This is a genomic window from Bauldia sp. (assembly GCF_020442045.1).
Classification (GTDB): domain Bacteria; phylum Pseudomonadota; class Alphaproteobacteria; order Rhizobiales; family Kaistiaceae; genus Bauldia.
Window position 1 is genome coordinate 1 of sequence record NZ_JAGRLA010000016.1, and the last position, 13,597, is coordinate 13,597.

The window sequence follows — 13,597 nt, forward strand, 5'->3', positions numbered from 1 at the left end:
CGCGGCATTGTTGCTCGACGGGCGGCCGGAGCGTCCCGATGACGAGCGCGGCAGGGCCGCGAAGGCGAAGCTTGAGCGGCTTCAGGCCGCGCGGCGGGCCGGGTAGCTAGCTAGACTAGCGCCCCGCGGGGGGAGTGGCGTGGCTGCGGGGAGGACTCCTTCCCTGCCATCCTGAGATGCCCGGCGTAGCCGGGTCTCGAAGGACGCACCGGCCACAGGCCGAAGCAAACATCCACCGGCGGGCCGGGTAGCTAGGACGCGGAAGGGCTGCCGGAAGGCGATTCCGGCACCTCCGCCATCCGCCGGCGGGCATCGATGTCGAGCCTCCGCATCGCCGCATAGACGTCGCGCTTGGCTTCGTGGAAGCGGGCGATCTCCGGCGGGGTCGGCGCGGTCGCCTCGGCGTCGCGCGACATCGCCCGCATGGCGCCGGCGAGGTCGGCGAATTGGCCGGCCGCCACCGCCGCCAGCATCGCCGCGCCGAGCAGCACCGGCTCGCCGGTCGCCGGCAGCACCACCCGCACGCTGGTCGCGTCGGCGAGGATCTGGCGGACCAGCGCGCTGCGGCTCGCTCCGCCGCTGACGACGATGGTCCGGCAGTCGATCCCCTGCTCGCCGAGCGCATCGATGACATCGGCGAAGCCGCAGGAGAGGCCGCAGAGCCCGGCGACATACTGGCGCCGGAGGTCGGCGACGGTCTCGTCGAGCGACAGCCCGGCCATCACCGCCCGCGCATGCGGGTCGGCATAGGGCGAGCGGTTTCCCAGATAGTCGGGCAGGATGTGGATGTCGCGGGCGATCAGCGCCGCCTCGGAGAAGCTGTTCCGCCCCTCGACGATTTCGCGGTCGAGCCAGTCATGGACGCCGAGTCCCGCCCGCTCGGCCTCGGCACGCGCCTCCGGATAGGCGGCGTGCGAACGGATCAGGTGGTCGATGCCGGCCCCGGCGGTCGACTGGCCGCCCTCGATCAGCCAGCGCTCCGGCAGCATCGCCGACCAGTAGGGCCCCCAGACGCCCGGCACGAAGCGCGCCTCGACGGTCGAGGCCATGATGCAGGCCGAGGTCCCCATGATATAGGCGAGCCGCCCGGCCGGTTCCGCCGCATCGCCCTCGATGGTGGTGCCGCCGAGGGTGCCGACCCCGCCGGCATGGGCATCGATCAGGCCGGCCGCCACCGGGGTTCCTGGGAGAAGCCCGAGGTCGCGGGCGGCGGCCGCCGAGAGCCCGCCGCCGACCGGCGCGCCGGGCGCGACCATCGCCGTGCCGATCCGCGCATATCCCTCGGCGGCGAATTCCGGCATGCCGATCGCGGCGAGGTAGTCCTCGTTCCAGCCCCGCTCGTGGGCGAGGTAGTTCCACTTGCAGGTCACCGTGCAGATCGAGCGCGCCGCGTCGCCGGTCGCCCGGAAGGTCAGGAAGTCGACGAGGTCGAAGAACTGACCGGCGCCTTCGAAGGTCGCCGGCAGGTGGCGCTTCAGCCACAGCAGCTTCGGCATCTCCATTTCCGGCGAGACGCCGCCGCCGACATAGCGCAGCACCGGATGGCCGGTGGCGTTGATGGCCCGCGTCTCGTCCATCGCCCGGTGGTCCATCCAGACGATGACGTTGCGCCGCGCCTCCCCCGACGGGCTGACGCTGATCGGCCCTCCGTCGGGATCGAGGGCGACCAGCGAGCAGGTCGCGTCGAAGGCGATCCCCGCGACCGCCTCGGCGGGAATGCCGGCTTCGGCGACCGCCTGTTTCGTCGCCGTCCCGCAGGCCGCCCAGATGTCGTCGGAGGACTGCTCGACGACGTCGCCCGCCTCGCGCCACATCTCGATATTGCGCCTGGCCGTCCCGAGCAGCCGGCCGTCGGCGGTGAATATGCCGGCACGGGCGCTGCCGGTGCCGACGTCAATGCCGACGAAAGCCTTTTCCATGGGTTCCCTGCCGCGTTCCCCGACGCCTTACCAGCAGGTATAGCCCCCATCGACGAGGACCACGCTGCCGGTCATCAGACTGGCAGCCTTCCCGGCAAGGAACAAGACCACCGACGCGATCTCCTCGACTTCGCCCATCCGGCCCATCGGCGTGCCGCCGATCCAGTGCCGGTACATTTCCGGGTCGTCGTTGACGAAGGCGTTGAGCGGCGTGTTGATGTAGGTCGGCGCGACCGCGTTGACGCGCACCCCGCGCGCGCCCCATTCGGCGGCGAGCGACTTGGTCAGGTGGTGCACGGCCGCCTTGGAGGCGTTGTAGAAGGCCTGTTCCTGGGGCTTGTTGACGATGAAGCCGGACATCGAGCCGATATTGACGATCGCCCCCGACTGCGCCTTGAGCATGTGGTTGCCGAAGGCCCGGCAGCACCAGAAGGTGCCGTTGAGGTTGACGTCGAGGACGTTCAGCCAATGCTCGTCGGTCACCGTCTCGGCCGGCGTCATCGAGCGGGCGATGCCGGCATTGTTGACGAGGATGTCGATCCTGCCGTGGCGGGCGACGACGTCGTCGGCCACCGCGTCGACGCGGGCCGAGTCGGTGACGTCCATGATCGCGATCTCGGGGTCGTAGCCCCTGGCCCGCATCGCGTCGCGGCCGGTCTCGGCGATGCCGGCGTCCCGGTCGGCGATCACCACGCTGGCGCCGGCCTCGGACAGCGCTTCGACGCAGGCAAGGCCGATCGCCTGGCCGCCGCCGGTCACCAGCGCCACCTGGCCGTCGAGGCGAAACAATTCCATGTACATCGCGGTTCTCTCCTGTCGAAGCGCGCGAGGGCGGTCAGACGATCGCGACCTTGCCCCCGGGCCTCACCTCAGAGCCTTCCCCTCCCCGTCGAAGCGGTGAATGCGCTCCGGATTGGGAGTCATCCAGACGGCGTCCCCGGCGGACAGCGCGAACTCGCCCGGCGCCCGCGCGGTGATCGCGCCGACATCGTCGACGTCGATGTGGAAGAAGGTGTCGGAGCCGAGATGCTCGGCGATACGGACCTTGCCGGGCCATTCGCCGGCCTCGGTCGAGAGCTGGATATCCTCGGGCCGGATGCCGATCGTCGCCGCGCCGTCCCGACCCGGCGGCGGCGGGGTCAGCAGGTTCATGCGCGGCGAGCCGATGAAGCCGGCGACGAAGAGGTTGGCCGGATTGTTGTAGAGCTCCAGCGGCGTGCCGACCTGCTCGATGTTGCCGGCGTTGAGAACCACGATCTTGTCGGCCATGGTCATCGCCTCGATCTGGTCATGCGTGACATAGACCATCGTCGTCGCAAGCGTCTGATGAAGCTGGGTGATCTCGATCCGCATCTGGCCGCGCAGCGCCGCGTCGAGATTCGACAGCGGCTCGTCGAACAGGAAAGCCTTCGGCTCGCGGACGATCGCCCGGCCGATGGCGACGCGCTGGCGCTGGCCGCCGGAGAGCTGGCCCGGCCGCCGGTCGAGGTAGCCGGTCAGGTTCAGGGTGCTCGCCGCCTTCTCGACCTTGCTGTCGATGACGTCGCGCGACACGCCGGCCATCTTGAGTGGGAATGCGATGTTGCTGCGGACGCTCATATGCGGATAGAGCGCGTAGGACTGGAACACCATCGACAGGCCGCGCCTGGCCGGCGGCTCCTTGGCGACATCGACGCCATCGATCTCGATGGCTCCGCTGGTGACGTCCTCGAGCCCGGCGATCAGCCTGAGAAGCGTGGACTTGCCGCAGCCGGAGGGGCCGACGAAGACGACGAATTCACCATCTTCGATCGTGAGATCGACGTTGGGAATGACCTCGACCTCGCCGAATACCTTGCGGACATTGCGCAGGATGATGCTGCCCATCACAGGACTCCCGTATCGGGTGCGGCGATCATTTCACGGCACCGAAGGTGAGGCCGCGCACGAGCTGACGCTGCGAGAACCAGCCGAGCAGCAGGATCGGTGCGATCGCCATCGTCGAGGCGGCGGAGAGTTTCGCCCAGAACAAGCCTTCCGGGCTCGAATAGGACGCGATGAACGCGGTGAGCGGCGCGGCCCCCGCGGCGGTGAGGTTCAGCGTCCAGAAGGCCTCGTTCCACGCGAGGATGATGTTGAGGAGCATGGTCGAGGCAATGCCCGGCACCGCCATCGGCAGGAGGACGTAGACGATCTCCTTCCACAGCACCGCGCCGTCCATCCGGCATGCTTCAAGGATGTCGACCGGGATTTCCTTGAAATAGGTGTAGAGCATCCAGATGACGATCGGCAGGTTGATCAGCATCAGGATGATGGTCAGGCCGCCCAGGGTATCGAGCAGGTTGAGGTTCTTGAAGATCAGGTAGATCGGCACCAGCACCCCGACCGCCGGCATCATCTTGGTGGAGAGCATCCACATCAGGATGTCCTTGGTGCGCCGGGTCGGCGAGAAGGCCATCGACCAGGCGGCCGGCACGGCGATGATCAGCGCCAGCAGCGTCGAACCGCCGGCGATGACCACCGAATTGAAGAAGTGCTTGAAGTAGTCCGAGCGCGACTGGACCTCGGTGAAATTTTCCAGCGTCCAGTGCGGCGGGAAGAAGGCCGGCGGGAAGAGGATCGCGTCGCCCTCGGTCTTGAACGAGGTGAGGATCGTCCACAGGATCGGGAAGAAGATAAGGAGCGCCACGATCCAGACGAGGACCGTGTAGGTCCATTTTTTTTGTACGCTGACGGCGCGGGCCATGGTCAGTTTCCTCCAGATAGCGGGGCGGGCAACGGCACCCCCGCGGCATCCCCGGCGAAGGCCCCCAAGCCTTCTGTCATCCCCGGCGAGCACGCCCACCCCGTCATCCCCGGCGAGCGCCACTCCCCTGTCATCCCCGGCGAGCGGCCGAAGGACGCGAGGGAAGGGGAACCAGTAAACGGCCAGCCCTCCGCAGAATGCGCCGCCGCGTCCAACCGCCAGCCGGCGTCGCCCTCCGCGGAAGACACCGCCGCGCCCAGCCACCAGCCGGCATCGGTTACTGGGCCCCCTTCCCGCGGCCCTGACGGGCCGCGCCGGGGGTGACAGATGGCGCCCTTCATCCCGGTCATCGCTTCGGAATTCTCCGTTGCCCAGGCCATCGTCAGCGCTCGAGGTTCTTGCCGACGATCCGGACCAGGAAGATCGCGACGATGTTGGCGAGGATCACCGCGATCACGCCGCCGGCCGAGGCACCGCCGACGTCGTAGTCGAGCAGCGCCTGATGGTAGATGAGATAGGTGATGTTGGTTGAGGCATAGCCCGGGCCGCCGCTTGTCGTGACGAGGATCTCGGCGAACACCGAGAGCAGGAAGATCGTCTCGATGAGGATGACGACGGTTATCGCGCGGGCGAGGTGCGGCAGCACGATGTAGAAGAAGAGGCTGATCGAGCGGGCGCCGTCCATGCCGGCTGCCTCCTTCTGTTCTTCATCGAGCGACTGCAGCGCGGTCAGAAGGATCAGCGTCGCGAAGGGCAACCACTCCCAGGATACGATGACGATGATCGAGAACAGCGGATAATTCTGCAGCCAGGCGACCGGCTGGGCACCGAAGACCGACGCGATCCAGGCGAAGATCCCGTAGTTCGGATCGAACATCATGTTCTTCCACACCAGCGCGGAAACCGTCGGCATGACGAAGAACGGCGAGATGACGAGGATGCGGACGATCCCCCGGCCGAAGATCGGCAGGTCGACCAGCAAGCCGAGGAAAATCCCGCCGATGACCGTGATGGCCAGCACGGAGATGGTAAGGACCAGCGTATTGCCGAAAGCCGTGAAGAATGATGGATCGGTGAGGAAGTAGTAGTAGTTCGTCCAGCCGGCGAAGCCGCTGTTGAGCGGATTCAGCAGGTTATAGGTCTGGAACGAGTACCAAAGGGTCAGCGCCAGCGGCACGGCCATCCAGATGAAGAGGATGATTACCGACGGCGTCAGCATCGCACGCGACAGGCTGCGTGTATTGGCGGTCGCCATGTTTCCCCTCCCCCTTTGGCGGGCGCTCGTTGCGGCGTCCCTTGCACGGTCCCGGCGGGCCGGCCGGTCACCGGTCCCCTCGCCGGCGGCGAATCTGCGTGGTGCCGGACTGGTCCGGTCGGGGGCTGCCCGGGCGGCGGATTGTCTGCCCGGGCAGCCTGTCTTCGGTCCCGGGAGGACTACTTGATGTAGCCGGCCTTGGTCATCGTGCGGGTCGCCACGTCCTGGGCCTGGCTGAGGGCGTCATCGACGCTCGACTGCCCGGCAAGCGCCGCGGAGAAGATCTGGCCGACCGTGTCGCCGAGGCCCTGGAACTCGGGGATCGCGACGAATTGCACGCCGGTATAGGGCACCGGCTTGACGGTCGGATTCTTCGGGTCGGCGGCCTGGATCGACTGGAGCGTCATCTCCGCGAACGGCGCGGCGCTGGTGTAGTCCGCATTCTGGTAGAGCGAAGTGCGGGTACCCGGAGGCACGTTGGCCCAGCCCTCCTTCTCGGCGACGAGCTCGAGATAATGCTTGCTGGTCGCCCAGGCGATGAACTTCTCCGCCGCGTCGACCTTCTGCGAGCCGGCGGGGACCGCGAGCGACCATGCCCACAGCCAGTTGGCCCGCTTGCCGAGGCCCTTGTCGGGCGCCAGCGCGAAGCCGACCTTGTCGGCGACCGTCGATTGCTCCGGATTCGTCACGAAGGACCCGGCGACGGTGGCGTCGATCCACATGCCGCACTTGCCCTGCTGGAAGAGGGTGAGGTTCTCGTTGAAGCCGTTGGCGGAAGCACCATTCGGTCCGTCGGCCGTCATCAGGTCGACATAGAACTGGATCGCGTCATGCCATTCCGGGCTGTCGAACTGCGGCTTCCAGTTCTCGTCGAACCAGCGCGCGCCGAAGGAATTGGCGAGCGTCGTCAGGAAGGCCATATTCTCGCCCCAGCCGGCCTTGCCGCGGAGGCAGATGCCGTTGATGCCGTTGGCGCGGTCGGTCATCTTGTCCGCCGCTTCCTTGACCTGATCCCAGGTCGGCTTGTCGGGCATGGTCAGCCCGGCCTTTTCCATCAGGTCCTTGCGGTACATCACATACGAGCTCTCGCCGTAGAAGGGCGCGGCATAGAGCTTGCCGTCGACGCTGAGGCCGGCACGGATCGCCGGGAGCAGGTCATCGACGTCATAGTCGGCGCCGAGATTGTCGAGCGCGACCAGCCAGCCATTCTTCGCCCAGATCGGCACCTCGTAGGTTCCGATGGTCAGGATGTCATACTGGCCGCCCTTGGTGGCGATGTCGGTCGTCACCTTCTGGCGCAGCACGTTCTCCTCCAGCGTCACCCACTGGAGCGTGACGTCGGGATTCAGCTGAGCGAAATCCTCGGTCAGCGTCTGCATCCGGATCATGTCGCCGTTGTTGACGGTGGCGATCGTCAGCTCGGTCTGGGCCAGCGCCTGTCCGGCGACCAGAAGCGAAGCCGCGCCCAGCAGGGCGGTGGTAAGTCGGATCATAGGTCTCCTCCCAATTTTGTGAGCATCTACTCTCACATTGATCATATGCTCACTTGATCATTCGAAAATGTCAAGAGCAGATGATCAGGCCGCGGTGGGACGCATCGCGGGAGGGGGCATCCCGGCCGCGCCCGCGGCACGACCGCGTCCGCCCGGCGGGCGCCCGGGCGCCGTCCGGCGATGTTTCAGACGTGTCTCGGGCGTGTTTCGGGCGGGTCGGAAAGGTCAGCCGAGGTCGAGCAGCGACCGGGCCGTGGTCTCGTTGGTGATCAGCCCGTTGACCAGCCTGCCGACCAGGGCGCCGCGGATCGCCAGCACTTTCGCCGGGCCTTGCGCGACCGCGACGACCGTCCGTTGCGCCGGCGCTTCGAGGGGAACGCTGGTCAGCCGCTCGTTGATGCCGCCGGACAGGATCCGGCCGGAGGTATCGAAGCTCCAGCCGACGATTTCCCCAACGGCGCCAAGGCGATGCATCTCGGATAGCTCGGCGTCGGAAATGAATCCGTCCATCCGCAACTGCGCGCTTTCGTCCATCCGCCCGACGCCGACCAGGGTCACCTCCGCGGCCTCGGCAAGGTCGCGAAGCCGGCGCACCGGCTCGAGGCGAATCAGTTGGTCGCGCTCCTCGGGCGACGGCACCACCACCGGCAGCGGCATCGGGAAATGCGGCGCCTGCGTCAGGTCCGAGAGCCGCGCCAGAACGTCGTAGAAGCTGCCGGCGCCTTCCATCGAGATATGGCCGACCAGCGAGACGAGCTTGTGCTGCCGGCGGGTCATTCGCGGCACCTGCTCGACCGCCGCGCGGAGGGTCCGGCCGGTGCCGACGGCGATGACGGTCGGCTCCGGCGTCGCCAGCTTCTGCTCGAGAAACGCCGCCGCCGCCTCGGCGATCCCGACCACCTCGCTGTCGGATTCCGCGTCGGCGGGCGTCACGTCGCAATACCGCAAACCGAAGCGTTCCGTAAGCTTTGCCGCCAATTCCATGCATGCTGCGACGGGATGGTCGAGGCGGAAGGTGATCAGCTTTTCCGACAGCGCGAGGGAGACCAGGCGCTGCGCGGTCGGGCGCGAGACATTGAGCCGGCGGGCGATCTCGTCCTGGGTGATGCCGGCGACGTAATAGAGCCAGCCGGCCCGTGCCGCATCGTCGAGTCGATCCGTCGACCGGGGCTTCTTCATACGCCGGCGAGCTCCGCCATCGAGGTGACGATCCGGTCGGCGCCGGCCTCCGACAGCGCGCTCGCCACGTCGCGTCCGGCGCAGTGGCTGCCCCCAGTGAATCCCCAGACCGTCATGCCCGCTGCCTTTCCCGCGACCACCCCGGCAATCGTATCCTCAAGGACAAGCGACCGTCGAGGCTCCGCCGCCATCGCCGTCGCGGCGAAGACGAAGAGATCGGGCGCCGGCTTGCCGTGGGCGACCATCGCCGCGTTGAAGATGCGATCCCCGAAGGCCTCTTCGAGCCCGGTCAGCGCAAGCGCGAGCCGGATGCGGTCCATCCCGCTCGACGAGGCGAGGCAATATGGACCGTCGATGCCGGCAATGACGTCGAAGACCCGCGGCATCGGCTTCAGCGAGCTGCGGTACGCCGCCTCGAGGTGATCATACAGCTCGCCGCGGAATCCCTCCGGGAGAGCGCCCCCCCTCTCCTCGCGGTAATGCCGCTCGACCGCGTCGAGGCCGCGGCCGAGAAAACGGGCGAAGACGTCGTCGATCCGGGTCGGCAATCCATGCAGCGAAAGGACGTCGGCGAGGCATTGGCAGGCCAGCACTTCGCTGTCGACGACAACCCCGTCACAGTCGAAAATGACCAGATCGAACCCTTTCATCACCCGCCGGATCATCCGTGCCAAACCCGCGCGAAGAGAGCATAAGTTCCACATGAGAGCAAACACTTGCCCCGGAAAACAGCCATTCCGCCACTCTGTCCAGAGGGTATAACCCGAGCCTTGCGTCATTTCCCACCACGCCGGGTTACCGGGGCGGGCACGCCAAGAAATTGCAGCCTCGTCTCCATCATCGGCCCCGATCAATCGCCAACCCGCTATACTAGCGAAAGTTGAATCGGGCACCGCTCGGGAGGTCTGGCCAACGCGCTGGCGGACGGACGGAACGGCAGAGGAAGACAGGCATCCGGCGCGCATCGGAATGCGTCGCGCGGATGCCAGGGGACGGGAACCAGGAACCATGGCCCAGGCCGGTCGAGCTGAAACAGGCGATGAAATCGAGCCCTGGCTCGACCGGCGGGTCGCGGCCTGGGCGACGTATGACGTGGCGAGCTCGGCCTATTACGGCGTGGTTCCGCCAAGCCTGTTTCCGATCTTCTACCTGACCGGGGTCGCGACAGGCGGTGGAGGCTTTCTCTCCTGGGGCGCGACCGTATCGCTCGCGCTGATCTTCGCCGGCTGCCTGGCGCCGATCGTCGGGCGCATGGCCGACCGGAACGGATGGCATTGGCCGCTGCTCGCCACGACCACGGCCATCTACTGCCTCGCGACGGCGGCCCTCTCGCTCGTCAACCAGGGCGAGGCGGCCTTTGCCCTTGCGGTCTTCGCGCTGGCCCAGGCTTCCTACCTGCTCTCCGTGCCCCTCTACGAGGCATATCTCCCCGCGATTGCCACGCCACGCACCATGGCGCGCGTGTCCGGTTTCGGCTGGGCCCTGGGTTTCGTCGGCGGGATCATCGCGATCGCCGCCGCCTGGACGTTCGTCGCCGATGGCGCCGGCCCGGACAATTTCAACCGCTACCGCCAATCCTTCGTGGTCATCGCGGCGATCATATTCGTGCTCGCCATTCCGTCGCTTGTGGCGATCCGCCGGACGTCGATTCCCTCGACGCCGAGCAGTCCGAGGCCGTCGCTCGCCGACACGCTGCTGAACTGGCGCGAGCATGAGGCCTTCTTCAAGCTCCTCCTCGCCTATTACCTGATCAGCGACGCAATGGTCACGATCGCGGCGTTCGCCTCCGCCTTCTTCAGCGGCCAATTCGGCTCGACCGTCCGCGAGCTGCTGACCCTGCTCCTCATCGTCACCGTCGTCGCCCTGCCGGCAACGCTGGCCTCGGGCTTCCTGGCCAGTCGCTGGGGACAGAAGAAAACCCTGGCGGTCTGTATCGCAATCTGGATCGCCGCGGTGATGGTCATGGCTTTCGGGCAAGGTGCCTGGGCGCCCGTCCTTGCCGCCGTGCTCCTTGGCATGGTCTTCGGATCGACCCAGTGCGTCTTCCGGTCGCTTCTCGGCCAGACCATGCCGCGATCGCGCGCCGCCGAGTTCTTCGGCTTCAACGCCTGGGCCGGGCGCATGTCCGCCGCGGCGGGACCGTTGATCTATGGGGTCATCGCCACGGTCAGCGGCAGCCAGCGGCTCGCGCTGCTGTCGGTCCTCGTCTTCATCCTCGCGGGCGCCTGGATCCTGCGCGGCGTCCGCGTCGAGGAACCCTGATCGCCCGCGGCCACCAACTGCCGCTGTCCAGGTTCTCGGCCGACGCCGCTTGCAAGCGCGGGGAACCAGCCATCCTGTCGCCGGTCCTCTTCGTATTGACTAACGCCGGGATCAACGTATGCGTTGTTGGACGGTGATTGCCAAGCCGCTAGTGTTTCGATCGTGGCTCGAGAGCGCTGTCGACCCGAAACCGAGGAATCGTCTGCATGCCGGGCCTGTCGTCCCTCCATATCGCCGTCTTTCCGGGTGACGGCATCGGCGTGGAGGTGATGAGCGAATGCATCCGCCTGCTGAACGTCCTTTGTGAGCGGGACCGGAGGCTCTCACTCGTCTTCGAGCATCTGGAAGCCGGCGCGGACCTCTACAGCCGGACGGGTACTGCCCTCCCCGACAGCGCGCTCGACCGGGCGGCGCGGGCCGACGCCATCCTTTTCGGCGCCATGGGCCTGCCCCATATCCGCTACGCGGACGGACGCGAGGTCGCACCGCAGCTCGACCTCCGCGAGGCGTTCAACCTCTATGCCGGCGTCCGTCCGGTCCGGCCCATTCCCGGGCTGAAGCCGGTGCTCGCCGACGAACGCGCGGCGAGGATCGATTTCGTCCTCGTTCGCGAGTCGACCGAGGGCCTGTTCGCCCGGCGCCAGGACGGCAGGATGGAAGGCGACCGGACGGCGACCGACGTGCTGGAGGTGACGCGTGGCGCCGTCGAGAAGGTGTCGGACTTCGCCTTCCGCCTCGCCGCCGGCCGCCATTCGGACCGCCGGGCGACGGTGACCTGTGTCGACAAGGCCAATGTGCTCTCGTCCCTCGCCTTCTTCCGCAAGGTGTTCGACGAAGTGGCGAAGCGCCACTCCAATGCCGCCGACGCAAATCACATGTATGTCGACGCGGCGGCTCTCAATTTCGTCCGCCGCCCGTGGGACTTCGACGTCATCGTCACCGAGAACATGTTCGGCGACATCCTTTCCGACCTCGGCGCCGCGCTGCTTGGCGGACTCGGCCTCGCGCCCTCCGGCGACATCGGCGACGACCACGCCGTGTTCCAGCCCTGCCACGGCAGCGCGCCGGACATCATGGGCACCGGCAAGGCGAATCCGATCGGCATGTTACTGTCGGCGGCGATGATGTTCGACTGGCTCGCCGGGCGGCACGGCCACGATCCCTGCCGCGAGGCTGCCGCCGACCTCCGCGGCGCGATCGACCGGGCCTTCGAGATCGGCGCCGTGTTGCCGATCGAGCTTGGCGGCACCGACACGGCCTCGGATGTCACCAACGCCATCATCGCCGAGCTCGGACCGAAACGGCTGCGCTGACGCGCGCCTTCCCATGCCGCTCAGAGGCCGGGCGTCATCCGGTGCCAGCCGGTCTCCTGCTGGAAGGCGTGGCCGAGGGCAAGGACAAGCGCATCCCGCCAGCGGCCGGCCGCGATCTGCATGCCGACCGGCAGGCCGGCGGAGAAGCCGCAGGGAACCGAGAGTGCCGGCATCCGCGCCGCCGGCCAGGCCCAGCAGAACCGGCTGAGGCGGCTCGAGACCTCGGTGAGCCTGCTGTCGTCGCCGACCTCCGGCGCGACGATCGGCACCGTCGGCGTGATCATCGCGTCGGCTTCGTCGCGGAAGAAGGCCTCGCACCGCGCCCGCCAGTCCTCGAGCCAGCGGAGCCGGCGGGCGTAGTCGACGGCGCGCATATCGAGGCCCGGCTGAAGCCGCGTCCGCACCCCGATACTGAATCCATCCGGATTGTCTTCAAGGCGCTGGCGATGGAACGTCGCGGCATCGACGAAGAGCAGGGGCATCAGGTTGGATTGCGCCTCCGCGGCGCCGGGAATCGACTTCGCCACAAGCCGTGCCCCGCCCGTCTCCAGCACCCGCGCCGCCGCCAGGACAAGCTCCGCGATCTCCGGGTCCGCCTCGCTGAAGAAGAAGTCGTCGGGAATCGCCAGGCGAAGCCCGGCGACATCGCCGTCGAGACCGGTCAGGAAATCAGCCGGCTCCACGCCGTGCCGCAATGCCTGCTCCGGATCAACGATCGCCGCCTGGATGCGGGCGACATCGGCGACGCTCCCGGCGAGCGGCCCGACCACGTCATGGGGCGGACTGACCGGCAGCACGCCTGCCGCCGGGACGCTGCCGCCGGTCGGCCTCAGCCCGGTCGCTCCGGTCAGGGCGGCGGGCATGCGGATCGAGGACCCGGTGTCGCTGCCGAGCGCGCCGGCGCTCAGACCGGCCGCGACGGCGACCGCCGACCCGCCGCTCGACCCACCCGGAATCCGGTTTGTGTCCCACGGGTTGCGACAGCCGCCGTAAAAGGCGTTCTGGGTCGTCCCGCCATAGGCGAATTCGTGCAGGTTGGTCTTGCCGAGGATCACCGCGCCGGCCGCCCTCAGCCGGGTCACAACGGCGGCGTCGGTTTCGGCGATTCTGTCGGCGAAGAAGCTGGACCCGGCGGTGCAGCGAACGCCGGCAACGTCGATGCAGTCCTTGATCGCCACCGGCATGCCGTGAAGCAGGCCGAGCGATCTCCCTTCGCGCTTTGCGGCATCCGCCGCGCGCGCCGCCGCGCGCGCTTCCTCGGCGGTCACCGTGATGAAGGCCTGGAGGACGGGATCGAGCCTTTCGATCCGCGCGAGGCACGCCTCGGTGGCCGCCACGGAGGATGACGCGCCGGGATACGGCTCTGCGGGCGAAACAGCGTCCGTCATCAGAGGCCCTTGAGGTTCAGCCGCTTGAGAAGCTCGACCAGCATCTCGCCGCCTGCCTTGCGA

11 protein-coding genes are annotated in these 13,597 nt (G+C 67.7%); 2 read left to right on the plus strand and 9 right to left on the minus strand.

Annotated elements, in window-relative coordinates:
• Positions 1-251: 251 nt before the first annotated feature.
• From KDJ86_RS01820 to KDJ86_RS01855, 8 genes are all read right to left on the minus strand, one after another.
• Positions 252-1,919 (minus strand): FGGY-family carbohydrate kinase, encoded by a 1,668-nt coding sequence (locus KDJ86_RS01820; RefSeq protein ID WP_291742119.1) that lies wholly within the window; start codon positions 1,917-1,919, stop codon positions 252-254.
• A 27-nt stretch (positions 1,920-1,946) separates the two neighbouring features.
• Positions 1,947-2,720, minus strand: coding sequence for an SDR family NAD(P)-dependent oxidoreductase (locus KDJ86_RS01825; protein WP_291742122.1), 774 nt, complete (start codon positions 2,718-2,720; stop codon positions 1,947-1,949).
• A 63-nt stretch (positions 2,721-2,783) separates the two neighbouring features.
• Positions 2,784-3,785: an ABC transporter ATP-binding protein gene (locus KDJ86_RS01830; RefSeq protein WP_291742124.1), complete on the minus strand. Its 1,002-nt coding sequence runs from the start codon at positions 3,783-3,785 to the stop codon at positions 2,784-2,786.
• A gap of 28 nt (positions 3,786-3,813) precedes the next feature.
• The gene (locus KDJ86_RS01835) at positions 3,814-4,644 is read right to left on the minus strand and encodes a carbohydrate ABC transporter permease (protein WP_291742126.1); all 831 of its coding nucleotides are present in this window, start codon (positions 4,642-4,644) and stop codon (positions 3,814-3,816) included.
• Between the two features lie 382 nt (positions 4,645-5,026).
• Complete coding sequence (locus KDJ86_RS01840; protein WP_291742127.1) at positions 5,027-5,899, minus strand: carbohydrate ABC transporter permease; 873 nt, start codon at positions 5,897-5,899, stop codon at positions 5,027-5,029.
• Between the two features lie 179 nt (positions 5,900-6,078).
• Positions 6,079-7,389: an ABC transporter substrate-binding protein gene (locus KDJ86_RS01845; protein WP_291742142.1), complete on the minus strand. Its 1,311-nt coding sequence runs from the start codon at positions 7,387-7,389 to the stop codon at positions 6,079-6,081.
• Between the two features lie 228 nt (positions 7,390-7,617).
• On the minus strand, positions 7,618-8,571 hold the full coding sequence (locus KDJ86_RS01850; protein ID WP_291742129.1) for a sugar-binding transcriptional regulator: 954 nt from the start codon (positions 8,569-8,571) through the stop codon (positions 7,618-7,620).
• On the minus strand, positions 8,568-9,221 hold the full coding sequence (locus tag KDJ86_RS01855) for an HAD family hydrolase (RefSeq protein ID WP_291742132.1): 654 nt from the start codon (positions 9,219-9,221) through the stop codon (positions 8,568-8,570). Before KDJ86_RS01855 ends, KDJ86_RS01850 begins: the two co-directional genes overlap by 4 nt.
• 358 nt (positions 9,222-9,579) lie before the next feature.
• Between KDJ86_RS01855 and KDJ86_RS01860 the strand changes: the two genes are divergently transcribed.
• A complete protein-coding gene (locus KDJ86_RS01860) occupies positions 9,580-10,833 on the plus strand; it encodes an MFS transporter (RefSeq protein ID WP_291742134.1) in 1,254 nt (417 codons plus the stop codon).
• A gap of 206 nt (positions 10,834-11,039) precedes the next feature.
• Positions 11,040-12,146 carry an isocitrate/isopropylmalate dehydrogenase family protein gene (locus KDJ86_RS01865; RefSeq protein WP_291742136.1) on the plus strand — a complete coding sequence of 369 codons (1,107 nt, stop codon included), beginning with the start codon at positions 11,040-11,042 and terminating at the stop codon, positions 12,144-12,146.
• A 20-nt stretch (positions 12,147-12,166) separates the two neighbouring features.
• On the opposite strand, the gene KDJ86_RS01870 is transcribed toward KDJ86_RS01865, so the two are convergent.
• A complete protein-coding gene (locus tag KDJ86_RS01870; protein WP_291742139.1) occupies positions 12,167-13,534 on the minus strand; it encodes an amidase in 1,368 nt (455 codons plus the stop codon).
• Positions 13,535-13,597: the final 63 nt, after the last annotated feature.

Excerpts from the sequence above, each read along its gene's own strand:
- KDJ86_RS01835 (WP_291742126.1), bottom strand. The coding sequence starts at position 4,644 with ATGGCCCGCGCCGTCAGCGTACAAAAAAAATGGACCTACACGGTCCTC.
- KDJ86_RS01860 (WP_291742134.1), top strand. The coding sequence starts at position 9,580 with ATGGCCCAGGCCGGTCGAGCTGAAACAGGCGATGAAATCGAGCCCTGG.
- KDJ86_RS01870 (WP_291742139.1), bottom strand. The coding sequence starts at position 13,534 with ATGACGGACGCTGTTTCGCCCGCAGAGCCGTATCCCGGCGCGTCATCC.
- KDJ86_RS01830 (WP_291742124.1), bottom strand. The coding sequence starts at position 3,785 with ATGGGCAGCATCATCCTGCGCAATGTCCGCAAGGTATTCGGCGAGGTC.
- KDJ86_RS01850 (WP_291742129.1), bottom strand. The coding sequence starts at position 8,571 with ATGAAGAAGCCCCGGTCGACGGATCGACTCGACGATGCGGCACGGGCC.
- KDJ86_RS01865 (WP_291742136.1), top strand. The coding sequence starts at position 11,040 with ATGCCGGGCCTGTCGTCCCTCCATATCGCCGTCTTTCCGGGTGACGGC.
- KDJ86_RS01820 (WP_291742119.1), bottom strand. The coding sequence starts at position 1,919 with ATGGAAAAGGCTTTCGTCGGCATTGACGTCGGCACCGGCAGCGCCCGT.
- KDJ86_RS01825 (WP_291742122.1), bottom strand. The coding sequence starts at position 2,720 with ATGTACATGGAATTGTTTCGCCTCGACGGCCAGGTGGCGCTGGTGACC.
- KDJ86_RS01840 (WP_291742127.1), bottom strand. The coding sequence starts at position 5,899 with ATGGCGACCGCCAATACACGCAGCCTGTCGCGTGCGATGCTGACGCCG.
- KDJ86_RS01855 (WP_291742132.1), bottom strand. The coding sequence starts at position 9,221 with ATGAAAGGGTTCGATCTGGTCATTTTCGACTGTGACGGGGTTGTCGTC.